This window comes from Duganella sp. 1224, assembly GCF_013408245.1.
GTDB lineage: Bacteria > Pseudomonadota > Gammaproteobacteria > Burkholderiales > Burkholderiaceae_D > Rugamonas.
In genome coordinates this window covers 2,312,785-2,330,741 of the sequence record NZ_JACBYS010000001.1, presented here as the reverse complement: position 1 = coordinate 2,330,741, position 17,957 = coordinate 2,312,785, and the positions used below count along the sequence as shown (strand labels likewise).

Sequence of the window (17,957 nt, the reverse complement as noted above, 5' to 3'; positions counted from 1 at the left end):
GTCAGACCCCTGTTCGCCGCAGTGCGGGGTTAACCTCGTATGCCAATCGCCGGATCCGTGCGGCCCGCGCGGCCGGTCTCGACGTGCCCGGCCAGGCGCCGCCGCCAGTGGGGATCGGTGGCGCAGGTGATGGTGTAGTCGTACCAGCCATGGCTGGCACCGAGGTCGCAGGCGATCGCCTCGGTCCTGCCGGCGGCCACGCTGCGCTGGACCGGCGCGGCGCCATAGGCGTTGTCGGTGATGGTGAAACGGCAGGCTTGGCCGCCGTGCTGGCTGGCAAGCCGCAGGATGATGTTGCCGCCATCGCGATCGTACCCGGCCTGCACCTCCGGCCCGGCGGCCTGGCCCTCAAACTGGCGCAAAAAGCCGTTCGGACCGTGGACGCTCAGTTCGTACGCGCCGCCGTCGAAACGCAGGATGTCGCCGTCGATCTGCTTGCCGGCTTCGACCGTGTAGTACCACGGGCCATGCTGGCGCAGACGGGAATAGACGATGAACGCGGCGCCGGCCTGGCCGCTGTTGGCGAAGCTCAGTGCAAACTCCCGGGCGCCGGTCCGGTGGCCGTGCACCGACAATGCATACGGCAGCGCGCAGGCGGCGCGCGAGCCGGGCTCCTGCCGCGGCAGCGTCTGGTCAAGCGGCGGTTGCGGATACGGCTTGCCGGACACGCGCGCATAGGCGGCGCTCGGCGGCACGCTGGCCGGCCAGTCGCGGTTCGGCGTGCCGAAGTCGAACGCCGAGGTCAGGTCGCCGCAGACCGCGCGGCGCCACGGCGAGATCAGGTCACACCGCACGGCCGAGCGCTGCTTGCCCTTGGCCACCAGCCACTCTTCCAGGAAACGCAGTTGCGAGGTGTGATCGAACAGCTGCGAGCAGACGCGGCCGCCACGGCTCCACGGCGAAATCATCAGCATCGGCACGCGCGGTCCGAGGCCGACCGGTTCGCCCTGGTAGGTTTCGTACGGGCCGATGTCGGCCAGCGTGGTCTTGCCCATGGCGGCGTTGAGCGGCGCCAGGTCGGACGGCACGTGGTCGAAGAAGCCGTCGTTTTCGTCGTACATCAACAGGAACACGGTCTTCGACCATACCTCGGGATTGGCCACCAGCGCCGCCAGCAGGCGCGCGGTGATCTGTTCGCCGGCGTTGGGCGAGTTGGGCGAGTGCTCGGTGTAGTCGTTGGGCGAGCAGATCCACGACACTTGCGGCAGCCGGTTGTGGCGCACGTCGTCGGCGAAGGCGTTGACCAGCCAGTCGGCGGTGGTGCCGGCCGCGTTGGCGGCATTGGAGCCGGGCGCCAGCGCGCGGCCGCGCTGGTACAGCGGCGCATCCGCGGCCAGACGGCTGCCGTCCGCGTTGACGCGGAAGTTGCGGAAGTAGGCCAGGTAATTGTCGCCGTAGTTGTCCCATTCCTGGTAGACCTTCCAGCTGACCTGGTTGGCCTCCAGGGTTTCGGCATAGGTGCGCCAGTTGGGCGCGCCGGCGATGACGTCCGGCGCGATGTTGTCCAGCGCCGGATCGCCGTTGAAGTAGCCGGCGGCATTGACGTTGTACAGCTTGCCCATGGTGCCGATCCAGCCCTGGCTGGTGCCGGTCAGCGCGTACATGCGGTTGGGATCGGTGGCGCCGAAGATCGCGCAGTGGTAGGCGTCGCAGATGGTGAAGGCGTCGGCCAGCGCGTAGTAGAACGGCAGGTCGCCGCGGTCGAAATAGCCCATCGATTGCGGCGTTTTGCGCTTGACCCAGGCGTCCCAGCCTTGCCAGGCGGCCTGCGAACCTTTCCACGTGTGGTCGGTGCCGAGCGACAGGGCGCTGGTGTTTTTGGCGTCGAAGTGGAACGGCAGCACATGGCCGCCGGCGCCGTCGGGCTGGTACCAGACCGGCTTGCCGCTTGGCAGCGTGATGGCGCGCGGATCGTTAAAGCCGCGCACGCCGGACAGCGTGCCGAAGTAATGGTCGAAGGAGCGGTTTTCCTGCATGAAGATGACCACGTGCTCGACGTCGGCCAGCGTGCCGGTGGCGTTGTTGGCCGGCACCGCCAGCGCGTCGCGGATCAGGTCGGGGAAGAGGGCGGCGGCACCGCCGGCGTAGCGGAGGAATTGACGGCGGTTGATCGACATGCGGGCAAGGCAAAAATGGCGGAAGCGACGATGATAGCCGGCGAATATGACAAGCCGATGGCGTCGGCCGCGCGCCTTGCTAGCGCTGGTCCTTCGGCACGATCTGGTCGAGCATTTTTTCCATTTCCGCAGGCACGGCAGCGCTGCGCCGCTTCAGGACCAAGGTCTTGTTGTCGGCCGGCGTCGTGCAGGTCAGCGTGGCTGGCGCCGCCTCGTAGCGGCAAGGGATGACGAGTCCTGCTTTCATGCCGGGGACGCCCGGCGGCGCAAAGCTCCGCAGTACCGGCATGTCGCCCTCCATGCTGGCGCGAACCGGCCAGCCTATCAGTGCGCGGGGGGCGGGCTGGCCGTCATCCACGCCATCGGCGCGGCGCGCTGGCGCGGTCGAGCCGGCCATCAGGCCCCAGCCATCGGGCCACAAATAAATCTCCGCTTGCTGTTCGTTGCCGTCATACAGCGAGGCGCCGGTGCCCCAGCTGCCGACCAGGTGGGGTGGGACGACATCGGCCGCATGGGCGCTCACGGACAGCAGTGCGAGCAGGGCGAGAAATCGGCCCCGGCTCACATTGCGGCGGATCGACGTTAGCGAAGTCATCTAGCGCGGATTGTTGGCGCCCGGCCGGGCCATCTTATTGCCGAGCGCGGCAAGGAATGCGGGATCCAGCGTCGCGCTGCCTGGCGCTGTTTCCGCCAGTTGCACCTTGTTCCACGCGCCCGCGTAGTCGCCCATGTAAAACAGCAGGATGGCCCAGTTCTGCAGATTGGCGGCATGCTCGGGATGGCGCAGGTAGATGGCTTCGCAGCGCCTGGCGGCATCGGCCATCATGGCCTTGTCCCGCTGCTGGGCGCCGACCATGGCCAGCGCGCGGGCGTAATCCACGTCGAAATCCACATTGCCGCGCAGACGGGGCTCGGCCTCGGCAAGCAGCTTTTGCGCCTCAAGCGCCTTGCCTCTGCTGCCTTCTATCGCCGCCATGCCCCACAAGGCCGTGCCGTTTGCGTGATCCAGCAGCCATGCCTGGTTGAAGCGGCGGATGGCGTCCTGCTGCGAACCCTTGCGCAGATAGCTCCAGCCCAGTTGCGCCACCTGTTCCGCCGCCTTGGCGCGGTCGCCGTTGAACTGCTTGTCCATCTCGGCCAGGAAGCGGTCGTCGGCGGCGCGCTGCTGCGGCGTCTTCTCCACCAGTCCGTACTTGGGCGCCAGATTGATATTCTGCGCGCCGGCGGTCTGCGGCCAGCCGCCCGCGACAGCGAGCGCCAGCAGCAGGGAAGCGATGAATGTTTTCATTTCGGCAGCATAGCATTAAATGCAAAAAAAGCCACCAAATTGCTTTGGTGGCTTTTTCGTATTGCTGCTGACGCCGTCGATTAACGGTCGCCGTAGCTGCGGCGTGGACGGTCGCTGTTGTACGGGTTGTTGGCCTTGAAGCCTGGACCCTTGTAGCCTTCGGCCGAACCGCTGACGCCATCACGGCGCGGTGCGCCCGGCTTGCTGAACGAACGCTGGCCTGGCTTGGCGCCGCCGCGGTTGTCGCCCGGCTTCCAGCCGCCCGGACGCGAGGAGCGTGGCGCCGCGCCGGTTTTCTTCGGCTCGTAGCCTTCCACCACGTTGACCGGAATCATCTGCTTGGTGAAGCGCTCGATGCGCTTCACGTGCATGCCCTCGGCGTGGTTCACCAGCGAGATCGCCTGGCCATTGCGGCCGGCGCGGCCGGTGCGGCCAATGCGGTGCACGTAGTCTTCCGGGAACTTCGGCAGGTCGTAGTTGAACACGTGGGTGATGTTCGGCACGTCGATGCCGCGGGCGGCGACGTCGGTGGCCACCAGCACCTTGACCTGACCGCGGCGCAGGCTGTCCAGCGTGCGGTTGCGCGCGCCCTGGTGCATGTCGCCGTGCAGCGCGGCGGCCGAGAAGCCGGCGATGTTGAGGCGGTCGGCAATGGTGTCGGCGTCACGCTTGGTGGCGGTGAACACCACGGCCTGGTCCAGCGACTCGTCGCGCAGCAGGTGGTCCAGCAGGCGGTTCTTGTGCGACAGGTCGTCGACGAAGTGCACGCGCTGGGTGATGTTTTCGTGCTTGTTGGCCGCGGTCATGATCTGGATGATCTGCGGCTCCTTGGTGATGCGGCGCGCCATGTTGCCCACCACGCCGTCCAGCGTGGCCGAGAACAGCATGGTCTGGCGGCCTGCCGGCGTGGCGGCCACGATTTTCTCGATGTCGTCGATGAAGCCCATGTCCAGCATGCGGTCGGCTTCGTCCAGCACCAGGATTTCCAGTTGCGAGAAGTCGATCTTGCCCGATTCCATGTGGTCGATCAGGCGGCCCGGGGTGGCGACCAGGATTTCCGGATTCTTGGCCAGCAGTTGCATCTGCTTCGGATACGGCATGCCGCCCAGGATCGACACGGCCTTGATGCGGCGCAGGTTGACGCTGTACTTGTCGGTGTTGGTGGTGACTTGCAGCGCCAGTTCGCGGGTCGGGGTCAGCACCAGCATTTTCGGCTGGGCTGGACGGAAGCGTGGACGCTCGCCGCGCGCGCGGGCGGCTTGCATTTCCTGGTTGGGGGTGCGGCCGGCCGCCGTCGGCTCGGTCGCCGCCAGGCGGTGCAGCGACGGCAGCATGAACGCTGCCGTTTTGCCGGAACCGGTTTGCGAGGATACCAACAGGTCCTTGCCAGCGATCGCCGCTGGCACTGCCTGCTCCTGCACCGGGGTCGGCTTGGTGTAGCCGGCGTCGGTCAGGGCTTTGAGGATGGACGTGTTGAGACCTAGTGCTTCAAATGTCATGCTTTTCTTTCGTAAAAATCAGGCGCTCACGCTTTCAAAGCGGAACGCGAAATAGCAACGCCTACCAAAACGAAATGACTCAATCAAAATCGACAGAAATTTCGGCACAAAAGCTTTGCGCCGGGACGGTGTCAAAGGTCGACACCAGAGGCGGGAGGGCTTTATAAGGGCATCAGAATGGATGCGCTGAGGCTGCGTAGCTGCTTGGGTACTACTGGCTGAACAATCGGTATCGCTTTGCTATCGACACGCTCAATTGCAGGCTAGACCGCTATTATGCCTTAGTTTGGCCTGCTTGTATAGGCCGCTCATCCAGCCAGGCGCTTGAGCAGCCGTTCGAAGCGCAGACTGGCCAGGTGGGCCTTGGCCAGTTGCGCCTCGCTGATCTCGTCGATGTCATGGGATGCCGCGCCGTGGCCGTGCACCGGGCCGTAGCCGAAGCGGCGCGTGGTGTTGCGCATGCGCGCCGACATGAACACGGCCAGCGCGCGGTAGAAGCGGGCGGCGAAATACGGATCGGCGGCCAGCTTGTCGCGCAGGCGCACGTGCGACAGGCGCAGCGCCGAGGCGCCCTCGTTGGCGCGCACCGAGGCGGTGGTGCGGGCCGGGTCGACCAGCGACATTTCGCCGATGATCTCGCCGCTGCCCAACTCGGCCACCAGCTCGCCGCCGGCGCTGAGCACGGAAAAAGTGCCGTCGAGGACGAAATACACGCTGTCCGGCAGCGTGGCGTAGCCGATGATCTCGGCGCCGACCGGGTAGCGCAGGCGGTCGCCGGCATTGGCGATCCATTCGACGTCCACATCCTCCAGCTCGCTGAGGATGAAGAGTACTTTACGCATGCGCGACTGGTCCGGCGCGATCAGTCGATCGACGGAAGAGGTTCGATTCACTTGCTGCCCCTGGTCTTGGATAGTTCTGAATTGTTTTTAAAATAATAGCATGATTTGTATCATTTTGTAATCGCCTGACCCCGCCGCGCCGCGCGCCGCGATACACCCTGCAATGCCGGATCAGCCGGCGCAACGGGGGGAACGAGATGGGGAAATGGATGGCGATGGCGCTGCTGGCGGCCGGACTGGCGCAGGCGCAGGAACGGACGGCGCAGCCGCCCCGGCCGGTGTGGCCGATGCCGCCGGTGATGGTGGTGCAGGGCGCCGAGCAGCCGGTGCGGCTGCAGCGTCTGACGGTGGAGGCCGCGCTCGGCGGCAGCATGGCGCAGACCACGCTGCGCATGGTGTTTTTCAATCCGAACCGGCGTCCGCTGGAGGGCAAGCTGCAGTTTCCGCTGCTGCCGGGACAGCAGGTCAGCGGTTTCGCGCTGGATATCGAAGGCAGGATGCGGGCGGCGGTGCCGGTCGCCAAGGCACGCGGGCGGCAGATCCTGGAGGCGGTGGAACGCGCGCGCGTCGATCCGGCCCTGCTGGAGCAGACGCAGGGCAATAACTTCCAGCTGCGGGTGTTTCCGATTCCGGCGCAGGGCACGCGCACGGTCGAGCTGACGTACAGCGAAACCCTGAACCGCGAGGGCGCCAACTGGGCCTACCGGCTACCGCTGGCTTATGGCGAGCTGGAGCAGGGCGTAGCGCTGAACGTCACGGTGGCGGGCGACGCCGCGCCGCAGGTCAGCGGCGCCATCGGCGAGATCGCGTTCGAGCGCAGCGGCGGTGGCTACCAGGCGCGGCTGCAGCGCGCCAGCTATGCGGCCAGCGGTGTGCTGACCTTGCTGGTGCCGGCGTCGGCCGCGCCGCAGACCTATGTGCAGCAGTTTGGCGGCGAGACGTATTTCCTGGCCGAGATGCCGGCGACCGTGCAGCGCACGCCGCGCGCGCTGCCCAAGGTGGTGGGCCTGCTGTGGGACAGTTCCGGCTCGGGCGGGCAGCGTCAGCACGATGCGGAGTTGGCCGAGCTGGACCGCTATTTCCGTGCGCTGGGCAATGCCGAGGTGCGGCTGACGCGGCTGCGCGACCGCGCCGAGCCGGTGCAGCGTTTCCGCGTCGTCAATGGCGACTGGCAGGCCTTGCGCACGGCGCTGCGCGACACGGTCTACGATGGCGCCAGCGCGCTGGCCGACTGGCAGCCGCAGGCGGACGTCAACGAATATCTGCTAGTCAGCGATGGCTTGCTGAATTACGGCGGCAAGCAGTTTCCGCAGCTGGCGGCGCGCCAGCGCCTGTATGTGCTGAATTCGGCGGTGTCGGCGGACACCGGGCGCTTGTCGGCGCTGGCCGGGCGCAGCGGCGGCAAGCTGGTGACGGTGCGGGCCGACCGGCCGGGCGAGGCGGCGGCGCTGCTGCTGACCGAGGGCCGGCAACTGCGGCTGGCGAGCGCGCAAGGCGCGGCCGAGGTGCTGATCGACGATGATGAAGGGCCGCAGGGCATGTTGCGCGTGGCGGGCAAGCTGCTGGCGCCGGCGGCGCAACTGGCGCTGGAGTTTCAGCAGCAGGGCAAGGCGACGCCCTTGCTGATCGATGTGACGGCCAGCGCGCCGTCGCATCCGATGGCGGCGCGCGTGTGGGCCGGCCTCAAGTTGCATCAGCTGGAGGTGGATTATGATTTGCACCGCGCCGCGATCCGCCGGCTGGGCACGCTGTTTGGCATGCCGACGCGCGAGACCTCGCTGCTGGTGCTGGAGCGGCTGGAGGATTATGTGCGTTATGACGTGGCGCCGCCGCCCGAGTTGCAGGCGGCGGTCGAGGCGCTGAAGCGGCTGCGCGGCGGCGAGCTGGCGCAGCGGCGCGGCAGCCAGCTGGAGCGGGTGGTGCGGCAGTTTGAGCAGAAGCTGGCCTGGTGGGAGGGGCGGACGCCGAAGCCGATGTTTTATCCTGGCTGGAGCGATCAGCCGTTGACCAGGGTGGAGATCACTGGCTCGGCGGTTGGCGCGGACGGGGCCGACAAGGGCGCACGCATCATGCGCCGGGCGCCTGTGCCGGGACAGTCGCCGCCGATGCCGCTGGCGCCGCCTCCCGCGCCGGCGGCGGTTGCGGCGCCGCTGTCGTTTGTCTCGGCCGAGGGCAAGGCCGCGCCGGCCGTGATGGCGGGCGCGGCGCAGCGGCATCAGTCGGTCACGGGGGCGCCGGAGCAGCGGACTGGCGAAATCTCGGTCAGCCTGCAGCGCTGGCATCCCGATGCCGGCTATATCGCGCGCATGAAGGCGGCGAAAACGGATCAGCTGTATGCGATTTATCTGGATGAGCGGGCGTCGTACCTCAACAGCAGCGCGTTCTACATCGATGTGGCGGATCTGCTGTTTGAGCGGGGCCAGCGCGATCTGGCCTTGCGTGTGCTGTCCAATCTGGCGGAGATGGATCTGGAGAACCGCCAGGTGCTGCGCATTCTCGGTTATCGCTTGCTGCAGGCTGGCCAGCCGGAGTTGGCGATTCCGGTGTTTGAAAAGGTGCGCGAGCTGGCTGAGGAGGAGCCGCAGTCGTTCCGCGATCTGGGTCTGGCGTACGCTGCCGCCGGCCGGGCGCAGCAGGCGATCGACCAGCTGTACGAGGTGGCGATACGTCCGTGGGACGGCCGTTTTGCCGAAATCGGGCTGATCGCGCTGGCGGAGATGAATGCCATCATTGCCACGCAGTCTGGCAGGGGAAAGCTGGATACCAGCCGCATCGATCCGCGTTTGCTGAAGAACATGCCGCTGGATTTACGCGTGGTGCTGGGCTGGGATGCCGATAATGCCGACATGGATCTGTGGGTGACCGATCCGAACGGTGAGCGCTGTTATTACGGGCATCGCTTTACGCGGCAGGGTGGCCGGTTGTCGGTGGATTTCACCGGCGGCTATGGGCCGGAGGAGTTTTCGCTGCGGCGGGCGGTGCCGGGCAAGTACAAGGTGGAGGTCAATTATTTTGGCAGCAGCCAGCAGGTGGTGGCGGGTGCGACGACGTTGCAACTGCGGTTGACTACCGGCTTCGGTGGCGCCGGGGCCCGCGATCAGTTGGTGAACTTGCGTTTGTCGGGACGTGGCGAGACGGTGCTGGTGGGCGAGTTTGAGGTGGAATAGTTTTAGTTGGTGGCGTTGATCTGCCTGGTCAGGTGTTCCGGCACGGGATAGTCGGGATAGGCCAGGTGGAATTGGCGCCATTCCTCTTGCGCGTCTTTGCGCAGGCCGGCTTTGAGCATTTCGTCGATGACGTGCAGCCAGTTGGCGGCGCGCGCGGCGTCCGCCTGGGCCTCGGCTTTGCGCGCGGCGCCGGTGATGCTCACCATGGTCGGCGCGGTCGCGCTAGAGGCCACGTAGCCCGGGGCAGGCGCCAACGCCGGCGCCGACAGCGAGGCGCGGGCTGCCAAGGCGGCGGATGCCGCCAAGGAGGTAGATGCGGGCAAGGAGGCGGATGTCGACAGCGTGGCCGGTGCCGGCGAGCGGGCCTGGACCGGCGCCGGCGCCAGCGCGGGGGGCGGGGCCGGCAGGGCAATCGGCGCCCGCGACGACATCAGGACGGGCGTCGATTGCGCCGCGTACGAGAGCGGAGTGTCGGCGGACGGCGTCGCATACGAGAGCGGAATGTCGGTCGGCGGGGTCGCGGCCGTGAGCGGAATGTCAGCGGGTGGCGTCGCGGCCGTGAGCGGCGGCGGGGCGGATTGCTGGTGCGGCGCGTCCGTTGGCGTTGCGGGCTGGCGCTGCTCCCGCTGCCCTTGTCGCGTGGGCAGCGGTGGCGGCGCCGCTTGCGCGACGGGCGCGCTCCTGGTGGACGCTACGTTTGCTGGCGCGGCGTCTGCGATCGGCGCATTCGACGCATCGGCTGGTCCATCGGCCGGATGATTGACCTGTGCACTGACCGGTGCACTGACCTGAGCACTGACCGGCGTACTGACCGGCGCACCGACCGGCGTGTCGGCGGATGGTGGCGGCGCGAATTGCGGCGCGCTCGCGGCTGGGCTGTGCTTTGGTGCCGCCGTTTGCGCCTGCTGGGCATAGTCGCCGCGCTGCCATTCCAGCGTCAACAGCAACGCGCCAATCAGGCTGGCGGCAAGGCCGGCGGGGACGCGCCAGCGAGCCATATTGGCGGCTGGACGCGATGGGACACGCGTCACGACCGCGACGTCGGCCGATGCGAATCCCGCCGCCTGCCCCGTAGCCGCCGCGTTTCGCGCGGCGTTTTCTTCCGCAAGCTGCGCCTCGATCGACGCCAGAATCGCATCGCCAACCTGCTTGGGCGCCTCCGGCTGCGCCAGCGCGGCCAGCTGGCGCGACAAGTCGTCGCGGCCGGCGAGGAACCCGTCCAGCTCCGCATCCTCCAGATTGTGATCGCCGCGCGTCATGCCTGCTCCTCCTGCGCGGCCACATCGGCCGCCAGCTGTTCGCGTAATTTTCGCATGGCGTAGCGCAGCCTGCTCTTGACGGTTTCCACCGGCGCCTCGGTCAGCGCCGCAATCTCCTCCAGCGACAACCCGCTGAACTGCTGCAGCACCAGCGCCTCCTTCTGCTCGCCCGGCAACGCCCGGATGGCCCGGTGCAGCGCCGTATTCATCTGCCGCGACTCCAGCGCCATATCGGCCGCCGGACTTTCCAGCTCCGGCCCGGCATCATCGGCCAGCAACGGCGACTGCCGCTGCAAATCCACCAACCGGTTGCGCGCGATCTGATACAGAAAGGTGCGAAAGCTGGCGCTGGGCACATACCGCGCCCGCGCCTGGTGCAAGCCGATCCAGGTCTCCTGCGCCACCTCGTCGACCCAGTCGCGCCGTGGCGAGCGCCACGCGACAAAGCGGTACAGCCCGCGCTGATGGCGCTGATACAGCGCGCGGAACGCGGCCAGATCACCATCGGCATAGCGCAGCATCAGTGACTCGTCGGAGGGCTCGGTTGACATGCGAGCAAGTGTAGCACCGCGATCGCGCGGCGGGGGAGCCAGCTGCACCCCAAAACAAAAGGGTCTGACCCCGTACGGGGTCAGACCCTGGCCGCAGCGCCGTGCGGGGGAATTACTGGTAGTCTTCGGCGTTCAGACCCATCACGTGCGAGAAGCCGCCGTCGACGTAGGTGATCTCGCCGGTGATGCCCGACGCCAGGTCCGACAGCAGGAAGGCGGCGGTATTGCCCACTTCCTCGATGGTGACGTTGCGGCGCAGCGGCGCGTGCGAGGCGGCAAAGCCCAGCAGCTTGCCGAAGTCCTTGATGCCCGACGCCGCCAGGGTCTTGATCGGACCGGCCGAAATGCCGTTCGAACGGATGCCCAGCTTGCCCAGGTTCTCGGCCAGGTAGCGCACCGACGCTTCCAGCGACGCCTTGGCCAGGCCCATGGTGTTGTAGTAAGGAATAGCGCGCACCGCGCCCAGGTACGACAGCGTCAGCACCGACGAACCATCCTTCAGCAGCGGCAGCGCGGCCTTGGTCAGCGCCGGGAAGCTGTACGCCGAAATATCGTGGGCGATGCGGAAGTTTTCGCGGGTCAGGCCGTCCAGGAACTCGCCGGCGATGGCTTCGCGCGGCGCGAAGCCGATCGCGTGCACCAGGCCGTCCAGCTGCGTCCAGCTCTGGCCCAGGTCGGCAAACAGCGCGGCGATCTGCTCGTCGCTGGTGACGTCGCAGTCGAACACCAGCTTGCTGCCGAACTCGGCCGCGAATTCGGTGATGCGGTCTTTGAAACGTTCGCCGACGTAGGTGAACGCCAGTTCGGCGCCTTCGCGATGGCAAGCCTTGGCGATACCGTAGGCGATGGAACGGTTCGACAGCAGACCAGTGATGAGGATTTTTTTGCCTTGCAAGAACGCCATAGGGACTCCGATTGCAACTGCGCGCGCTCGCTGGCTCTCTCTCGGAGCTGGCTGGCGACGTCAGTGGGGTTGTGTTTTTTTAGGGTGCGAGTATTGCCCGACACGCAAGACCAAGATTGTAGGGCGTGTCAGCCGCGACTGCAACCTCTGAATCGCCGCCCGCCGCCCCGCCGGCGCGGGGCTGGCGCGGCCTCGTCAGTTGGCCTTGCGGTGTTTTTTGTTGCTGTCGTGGTGGACGCGGGCCTTGACCAGTTTGTAACCCTTGGCCGGCTTGGCGCTGGCGCGTTCGGTTTCGTAGGCCACGTTGGCGGTGTCCGCCACGTCCGGCGTGATGTCGCCGGCCGAGGCCGAGATTTTCGGCACCAGGATGGTGGAGCCGGCCTTCAGCACCGAATTCTGCGGAATATTGTTGGCCTGGCGAATGACTTCCGGCGAAGTGTGGAAGCGCGAGGCCAGCGAACGGATCGATTCGCGCGCGCTGGTGATCTTGTGGGTTGACCAGGTCGACAGTTCCTTGGTCCACTGGGCCAGGTTCAGGTGGAACTTCTCGGCGTTTTCCTTCGGCAACAGGATCTTGGTATCCTCGCCGCCGACGATCACCGGGCGCTTGAACTGCGGGTTGAGCGCCTTGAACTCGTCCACCGACAGCTCGGCCAGGTGGGCGGCCACGGTCAGGTCGATGTCGCTGGTCTTGTCGACCGCTGTGAAGTACGGCGAATTGTCGATCACCGGCAGGCTCAGGCCGTATTGCTGCGGGTTGGCGACGATGTTCTTGACCGCCTGCAGCTTGGGCACGTAGTTGCGGGTTTCGGCCGGCATCAGGTCGGCCAGGCTTTCAAAATCGGTCGGCTTGCCGGCCGCCTGGTTGCGCTTGATGGCCTTCTGCACCGAGCCTTCGCCCCAGTTGTAGGCGGCCAAGGCCAGTTGCCAGTCGCCAAACATATCGTACAGGCGCTGCAGATAGGTCAGGGCGGCGTCGGTCGAGGCCAGGATGCCGCGGCGCTCGTCCTTGAAGGCGTCCTGCTTGAGGTTGAAGTCGCGGCCGGTGCCCGGCACAAACTGCCAGATGCCAGCGGCGTTGGCGTTGGACAGGGCGTTCGGGTTGAACGCCGATTCAATGAACGGCAGCAGCGCCAGTTCGGTCGGCATGCCGCGCTTTTCCAGCTCGGACACCACGTGGAACAGGTACAGCGAGGCGCGCGCGGTGGTGCGGGCGATGTAATCGGGCCGGGTGGCGTACCAGTTGACGTGCTTGGCGACCAGGTCGTTATTGACATCTGGAATCGCATAGCCGCTGCGGATGCGGCCCCAGACGTCTTTTTCGCGGAAAGCCTCCTCGTCGACCAGCTTGGCCGATTTGGTTTTCAGGGAGGTGACGTCGGGAACAGGGAACTTTGGCAGGGGAGACAGCGCGGTGGTGACCGTCGGCAAATCTGGTGCGTGATCGTACGCTTGGGACAGCGCGGGCGCTAGCAGCGCCACCAGCGTGGCCAAAACGGCGGATTTGGGAGTTCGTGCTTGCATAGTTTTCCGTGAGTTGGCGAGAAGAAACTTCGCGTGGACTATGAATTAAACGTGGAGTGTACGAAGGTCGCCCCGACGAGTCAAGAAATATGTCAGCCTTATGACAAATTCTTATATGCAACAATTCCTGTCAAATAAGCGTCAGATCTGTGCAAATTAACGGAAGTAGGCGATGTGGCCAAGAGTGCGTACAATCCTGTTTTTGCGTAGTGATTGAGGAAGAGCAATATGAGTAGTCCCGCCATCGACCGCGATGTGGTCATCGCCGACACCGTCCATTGGCTGGAAAAGGCCGTCATCGGCCTGAACCTGTGCCCGTTCGCCAAGAGCGTGCACGTCAAAAAGCAGGTCCGCTACGTGGTCAGCGAGGCGGAAACCCCGGAAGCGCTGCTGGAAAAGTTGATGGAAGAGCTACAGCACCTGGCCGACGCCGATCCGGAAAAAATCGACACCACGCTGCTGATCCACCCGCATGTGCTGACCGATTTCTACGACTACAACGAGTTCCTCGACGTCGCCGACGCCGCGCTGGAAGACCTGGGGCTGGACGGTTTCCTGCAGGTGGCCAGTTTCCATCCGCAGTACCAGTTCGCCGATACCGATCCCAACGACATTGGCAACTACACCAACCGCTCGCCGTACCCGACGCTGCACCTGCTGCGCGAGGACAGCATCGACCGCGCGGTCGAGGCTTTCCCGGACGCGTCGGATATTTTTGACAAGAATATCGAGAAGCTGGAGCAGCTCGGCCACGACGGCTGGGACAAGCTGTTGGAGAAGCCATGAGCGACCTGCCGATCCGTCCGGACACGCCGTGCGTGGCGGTGTGCTCGACCACCTTCGATGAAGTCTGCCGCGGCTGCGGCCGCACGGTGGTCGAGGTGGCGCACTGGGTGTCGATGACGCCGGAGGCGAAAGAGGTGGTCTGGCAGCGCATCCTGGCGCAGGGCTACCCGCGCCGCAACACCTGACCGTCGTCGCCCCGGCGAACGCCGGGGCCCATAGAACGCGTGCTTAGTAGCTGCCGATAAAGTCCTTCTTGCCGATCTCCAAACCGTTGTGGCGCAGGATGTCGTAAGCGGTGGTGGCGTGGAAGTAGAAGTGCGGCAGCGCGTAGTGGAACAGATAGGTCTGTCCAACGAAGTGCTTGGTCTTCTCGCCGCTGCCGGTGGTGATGGCGCGGCCTTCGCTGCCCTCGATCTGCGCCTGCGGCACACTGTCGATAAACGCCAGCGTCTTGACGATGCGCGCCTTCAGGTCGGCGAAGCTGACTTCCTTGTCTTCATACGACGGCACTTCCTGGCCGCCCAGGCGGGCGGCGGCGCCCTTGGCGAAATCGCAGGCGATCTGGATCTGGCGGGTGAATGGCAGCATGTCCGGGAACAGGCGGAACTGCAGCAGCGCGGCCGGGTCGATTTTCTTGTCGGCGGCGTGGGCCTCGGCCTTGTCCAGGATGGCGTGCAGGCTGTTCAGGATCTGCTTAAACACCGGGATGGACGCGGAATACATGGAGAACGTGGTGGTCATGGCGAATTCTTCGATGAGGGAAAGAGCCGCGATCATAACTTGGCTGTGGGATTTTGGCGACTCTGGCACTTTTTTTGCATATTTACGGGCATAATTCCTATCAAGTAACAACCACAGACCGATGATGCAAACTAATCAATACGCTGTACCGGTGCATGACTAGCACGATTTATCAGAAACTGCGCACCCGCCTTGGTACGCTGTACGGTCTGTCGATCTATGGCGCGCTGCTGCTGGTGGTGTTTGGCGGGCTGGTGATTCCCGCCATCATCGGCAGTTACCTGCTGATCGGCGTGCACGAACAGCAGTCGGCCCGCGTCGCCCTCAACGAATCGCTGCAGCGCAACGCCGACATCCTGGCGCTGGGCATGCAGGAATCCCTGTGGAACATGAACGCCGAATCGGCCCACTCGCTGGTCGAATCGGTGATGCGCGACCGCTCGGTGCTGCAGGTGCAGGTGGTCGGCCAGGCCGACACCCAATTCATGCACATGCGTTCGCCGCGCGTCGCCAGTGGTAACGTGTATCGTGCCGAGCGCGAGATCCTGGTGCGCGGTGAGCGCATCGGCAAGATCATGGTGGAAATGGACGATGCCCGCAGCCAGCAGGAGCTGCGCGAGAAGCAGCTGTCCTACGTGTTCGTGCTGGCGGCGCAGCTGATGGTGTCGCTGCTGCTGATCGTGCTGTTCCTGAACGCCCGCCTGATCAAGCCGCTGCGCAAGCTGATGCGCTTCTCCGACCGCCTGTCGCACGGCGACTTTGAAACCCGGCTGGAAGTCACCGGCAGCGACGAGCTGGGCCGCCTGGCGCAGCAGCTGGAGCAGATGCGGATGGCGATCAAGCGCCTGTTTGAAGACATCGGCCAGCGCGAGGAGCGCTTCCGCACCATCGTCACGCAGGTGCCGGGCGCGGTGTTCCGCTTCCGTCCGGACGGCCCGATCGACTTTGTCTCGGACGCCATCGAGGACATCTCCGGCTATTCCGCCGCGCAGTTCATGCGCAGCACCACCCATTCGTGGACCAACCTGATCGCGCCGGAAGACCGCAAGAAGCAGCGCCGCGTGGTGACCCAGGCCATTCGCGACGGCCAGCCCTACGAAATCGAATACCGCATCCAGGACGCCAGCGGCGCCGAGCGCTGGGTGCAGGAAAACGGCCAGCCGCAGGCCGCCGACGGCGAGCGCGACGCGCCGTGGGTGGACGGCATCATCTCCGACATCAGCCAGCGCAAGCACAACGAGATGCGCATCGAGGCGCTGCTGGCCGAGCAGAGCGCGATCTTGGACAACGTGATGTTCGGCGTGATGTTCGTACGCCACCGCACCATCGTCTCGGTCAACCGCCGCTGCGAGGAGCTGTTCGGCTACGAGCCGGGCGAGATGGTCGGCACCTCCACCGCCGTCCTGTTCCTCGACACCTTCGACTTCGAGTCGTCCGGCGCGCGCCAGTACCCGCTGCTGTCCAAGGGCGACTACTTCAGCGAGGAGCGCCAGTACCGGCGCCGCGACGGCAGCGTGTTCTGGTGCCTGGTCAGCGGCTACGCGCTGGACCACAGCCGCGCCAACGAGGGCAGCATCTGGGTGTTCGCCGACATCACCGCGCGCAAGGAGGCGGAGGAAAAACTGCGCCTGTCCGCCACCGTCATCGAGCACATTGCCGACGGCGTGATGGTGCTGGACGCCGACGGCATCATCGTCGCCGTCAACCCGGCCTTCACCCAGATCACCGGCTACACCGAGGCCGAGGCGCTGGGCAAGGACCGCACGCTGACGCGCTCCGGCCGCCACGAGCAGTCGTTCTACGACGACATGTGGCAGCAGCTGCTCGACACCGGCTTCTGGCGCGGCGAGCTGTGGAGCCTGCGCAAGAACGGCGAGCTGTATCTGGAATTCCTGACCGTGAGCGCGGTGCGCGACACGCGCGGCCGCACCACCCATTACGTCGGCGTGTTCAGCGACATCACCAAGGCCAAGGAATCGCAGGAAAAGCTGGACCATCTGGCGCACCACGATCCGCTGACGGCGCTGCCGAACCGCCTGCTGTTCCACGACCGCCTGCAGCACGCCTTGCAGCGCGCCTCGCGCGATGGCGAACAACTGGCGCTGCTGTTCATTGACCTGGACCGCTTCAAGAACGTCAACGACACGCTGGGCCACCACATCGGCGACGAGCTGCTCAAGCAGGTGGCCAAGGCGCTGCAGGACCGCCTGCGCGAAGGCGACACGCTGGCGCGCCTGGGCGGCGACGAATTCATCGTGCTGCTGGAAGATATCGAGAACCAGTACGGCGCCAGCCAGGTGGCCGAAAAGCTGGTGCAGATGTTCGAGGAGCCGTTCATGGTGGCCGGCCACGAATTGTTCGTCACCTGCAGCGTGGGCATCTCGCTGTTCCCGGACGACGCGGCCGACCTGAATATGCTGATCCGTAACGCCGACGTGGCCATGTACCAGGCCAAGGCGCGCGGCCGCAATGGCTTCAGCTTCTACGCGCCGTCGATGACCGGCGAGGGCGTCGAGCGCCTGCGGCTGGAAACCTTCCTGCGCCGCTCGATCGAGAAGGACGAGATCTTCCTCAACTACCAGCCGCAGGTGGAAATCGACACCGGCCGCCTGGTCGGCGTGGAGGCGCTGGTGCGCTGGAACCACCCGGAACTGGGCCTGATCCCGCCGATCCGCTTCATTCCGCTGGCCGAGGACACGGGCTTCATCAACCAGTTGGGCAAGTGGGTGCTGCACGAGGCCTGCCGCCAGATGGTGCGCTGGCAGGAGGCCGGGCTGCACGTGCCGAAGATCGCGGTCAACCTGTCGGCCAAGCAGTTCGAGCGCGGCTCGATCGTCAACATGGTGGCCGACATCCTGCGCGACACCGGGCTGGAGCCACAGCGCCTGCAACTGGAAGTGACCGAGTCGGTCATCATGAACACCGGCGATGCCATGGTCTTCATCAACGACCTGCACTCGATTGGCGTGGCGCTGGCGATCGACGATTTCGGCACCGGCTACTCGTCGCTGGCCTACCTGAAGCAGCTGCCGGTGCAGACGCTGAAGATCGACCGCTCCTTCATCAAGGACATCTCGACCGACGTCAATGACGAGGCGATCGCCATCGCGATTATCCAGCTGGGCAAGAGCATGAACCTGTCGGTCATCGCGGAAGGCGTGGAAACCGAAGAGCAGGCAGCCTTCCTGCTGCGGCATGGCTGCAATCTGGCGCAGGGCTACTTCTACAGCCGCCCGTTGGCGGCGGATGATATGCTGACACGCTGGCAGAAATAAAAAA

General features: G+C 65.6%; 14 protein-coding genes. 4 read left to right on the top strand and 10 right to left on the bottom strand.

Translation table 11 applies throughout. The features are described 5' to 3' along the window. Positions 1–29: 29 nt before the first annotated feature. The 5 genes from FHW58_RS10325 to FHW58_RS10305 all read right to left on the bottom strand — a co-directional run bounded on the left by FHW58_RS10325 (position 30) and on the right by FHW58_RS10305 (position 5,746). The gene (locus FHW58_RS10325) at positions 30–2,117 is read right to left on the bottom strand and encodes a phosphocholine-specific phospholipase C (protein ID WP_179672919.1); all 2,088 of its coding nucleotides are present in this window, start codon (positions 2,115–2,117) and stop codon (positions 30–32) included. Positions 2,118–2,196: 79 nt separating this feature from the next. Next, complete coding sequence (locus FHW58_RS10320; RefSeq protein ID WP_179672918.1) at positions 2,197–2,712, bottom strand: hypothetical protein; 516 nt, start codon at positions 2,710–2,712, stop codon at positions 2,197–2,199. Continuing rightward, entirely contained in the window at positions 2,713–3,405 is a 693-nt protein-coding gene (locus tag FHW58_RS10315) for a hypothetical protein (RefSeq protein WP_179672917.1), read from the bottom strand. A gap of 80 nt (positions 3,406–3,485) precedes the next feature. Further along, positions 3,486–4,904, bottom strand: a complete 1,419-nt coding sequence (locus tag FHW58_RS10310) for a DEAD/DEAH box helicase (RefSeq protein WP_179672916.1) — start codon at positions 4,902–4,904, stop codon at positions 3,486–3,488. A 308-nt stretch (positions 4,905–5,212) separates the two neighbouring features. Continuing rightward, on the bottom strand, positions 5,213–5,746 hold the full coding sequence (locus FHW58_RS10305) for a cyclic nucleotide-binding domain-containing protein (RefSeq protein ID WP_179672915.1): 534 nt from the start codon (positions 5,744–5,746) through the stop codon (positions 5,213–5,215). Between the two features lie 197 nt (positions 5,747–5,943). On the opposite strand from FHW58_RS10305, the gene FHW58_RS10300 reads away from it, so the two are divergent. Beyond that, the gene (locus FHW58_RS10300) at positions 5,944–8,913 is read left to right on the top strand and encodes a VIT domain-containing protein (protein ID WP_229265119.1); all 2,970 of its coding nucleotides are present in this window, start codon (positions 5,944–5,946) and stop codon (positions 8,911–8,913) included. 2 nt (positions 8,914–8,915) lie between these two features. Here the strand turns inward: FHW58_RS10300 and FHW58_RS10295 are convergent, their stop codons facing one another. The 4 genes from FHW58_RS10295 to FHW58_RS10280 all read right to left on the bottom strand — a co-directional run bounded on the left by FHW58_RS10295 (position 8,916) and on the right by FHW58_RS10280 (position 13,151). Further along, a complete protein-coding gene (locus FHW58_RS10295) occupies positions 8,916–10,172 on the bottom strand; it encodes a hypothetical protein (RefSeq protein ID WP_179672914.1) in 1,257 nt (418 codons plus the stop codon). After that, positions 10,169–10,693: a sigma-70 family RNA polymerase sigma factor gene (locus tag FHW58_RS10290; RefSeq protein WP_229265118.1), complete on the bottom strand. Its 525-nt coding sequence runs from the start codon at positions 10,691–10,693 to the stop codon at positions 10,169–10,171. The genes FHW58_RS10295 and FHW58_RS10290 overlap by 4 nt, the downstream gene beginning before the upstream one ends. Positions 10,694–10,835: 142 nt before the next feature. Further along, positions 10,836–11,627 carry an enoyl-ACP reductase FabI gene (gene fabI, locus FHW58_RS10285; protein WP_179672912.1) on the bottom strand — a complete coding sequence of 264 codons (792 nt, stop codon included), beginning with the start codon at positions 11,625–11,627 and terminating at the stop codon, positions 10,836–10,838. A 195-nt stretch (positions 11,628–11,822) separates the two neighbouring features. Beyond that, positions 11,823–13,151: a transglycosylase SLT domain-containing protein gene (locus FHW58_RS10280; protein ID WP_179672911.1), complete on the bottom strand. Its 1,329-nt coding sequence runs from the start codon at positions 13,149–13,151 to the stop codon at positions 11,823–11,825. Positions 13,152–13,379: 228 nt separating this feature from the next. Here FHW58_RS10280 and FHW58_RS10275 point away from each other — a divergent pair, with 228 nt between their 5' ends. Continuing rightward, entirely contained in the window at positions 13,380–13,937 is a 558-nt protein-coding gene (locus FHW58_RS10275; RefSeq protein ID WP_179672910.1) for a DUF1415 domain-containing protein, read from the top strand. Continuing rightward, positions 13,934–14,122, top strand: a complete 189-nt coding sequence (locus FHW58_RS10270) for a DUF1289 domain-containing protein (RefSeq protein ID WP_179672909.1) — start codon at positions 13,934–13,936, stop codon at positions 14,120–14,122. The genes FHW58_RS10275 and FHW58_RS10270 overlap by 4 nt, the downstream gene beginning before the upstream one ends. 43 nt (positions 14,123–14,165) lie before the next feature. Here FHW58_RS10270 and FHW58_RS10265 read toward each other — a convergent pair whose 3' ends face one another. Continuing rightward, positions 14,166–14,678: a DUF1993 family protein gene (locus FHW58_RS10265; RefSeq protein ID WP_179672908.1), complete on the bottom strand. Its 513-nt coding sequence runs from the start codon at positions 14,676–14,678 to the stop codon at positions 14,166–14,168. 155 nt (positions 14,679–14,833) lie between these two features. On the opposite strand from FHW58_RS10265, the gene FHW58_RS10260 reads away from it, so the two are divergent. Then, on the top strand, positions 14,834–17,953 hold the full coding sequence (locus FHW58_RS10260) for an EAL domain-containing protein (protein ID WP_179672907.1): 3,120 nt from the start codon (positions 14,834–14,836) through the stop codon (positions 17,951–17,953). Positions 17,954–17,957: the final 4 nt, after the last annotated feature.

Coding starts and splice junctions, on each gene's coding strand:
- FHW58_RS10325 (WP_179672919.1), bottom strand. CDS start 2,117: ATGTCGATCAACCGCCGTCAATTCCTCCGCTACGCCGGCGGTGCCGCC.
- FHW58_RS10320 (WP_179672918.1), bottom strand. CDS start 2,712: ATGACTTCGCTAACGTCGATCCGCCGCAATGTGAGCCGGGGCCGATTT.
- FHW58_RS10315 (WP_179672917.1), bottom strand. CDS start 3,405: ATGAAAACATTCATCGCTTCCCTGCTGCTGGCGCTCGCTGTCGCGGGC.
- FHW58_RS10310 (WP_179672916.1), bottom strand. CDS start 4,904: ATGACATTTGAAGCACTAGGTCTCAACACGTCCATCCTCAAAGCCCTG.
- FHW58_RS10305 (WP_179672915.1), bottom strand. CDS start 5,746: ATGCGTAAAGTACTCTTCATCCTCAGCGAGCTGGAGGATGTGGACGTC.
- FHW58_RS10300 (WP_229265119.1), top strand. CDS start 5,944: ATGGGGAAATGGATGGCGATGGCGCTGCTGGCGGCCGGACTGGCGCAG.
- FHW58_RS10295 (WP_179672914.1), bottom strand. CDS start 10,172: ATGACGCGCGGCGATCACAATCTGGAGGATGCGGAGCTGGACGGGTTC.
- FHW58_RS10290 (WP_229265118.1), bottom strand. CDS start 10,693: ATGCTGCGCTATGCCGATGGTGATCTGGCCGCGTTCCGCGCGCTGTAT.
- fabI (WP_179672912.1), bottom strand. CDS start 11,627: ATGGCGTTCTTGCAAGGCAAAAAAATCCTCATCACTGGTCTGCTGTCG.
- FHW58_RS10280 (WP_179672911.1), bottom strand. CDS start 13,151: ATGCAAGCACGAACTCCCAAATCCGCCGTTTTGGCCACGCTGGTGGCG.
- FHW58_RS10275 (WP_179672910.1), top strand. CDS start 13,380: ATGAGTAGTCCCGCCATCGACCGCGATGTGGTCATCGCCGACACCGTC.
- FHW58_RS10270 (WP_179672909.1), top strand. CDS start 13,934: ATGAGCGACCTGCCGATCCGTCCGGACACGCCGTGCGTGGCGGTGTGC.
- FHW58_RS10265 (WP_179672908.1), bottom strand. CDS start 14,678: ATGACCACCACGTTCTCCATGTATTCCGCGTCCATCCCGGTGTTTAAG.
- FHW58_RS10260 (WP_179672907.1), top strand. CDS start 14,834: ATGACTAGCACGATTTATCAGAAACTGCGCACCCGCCTTGGTACGCTG.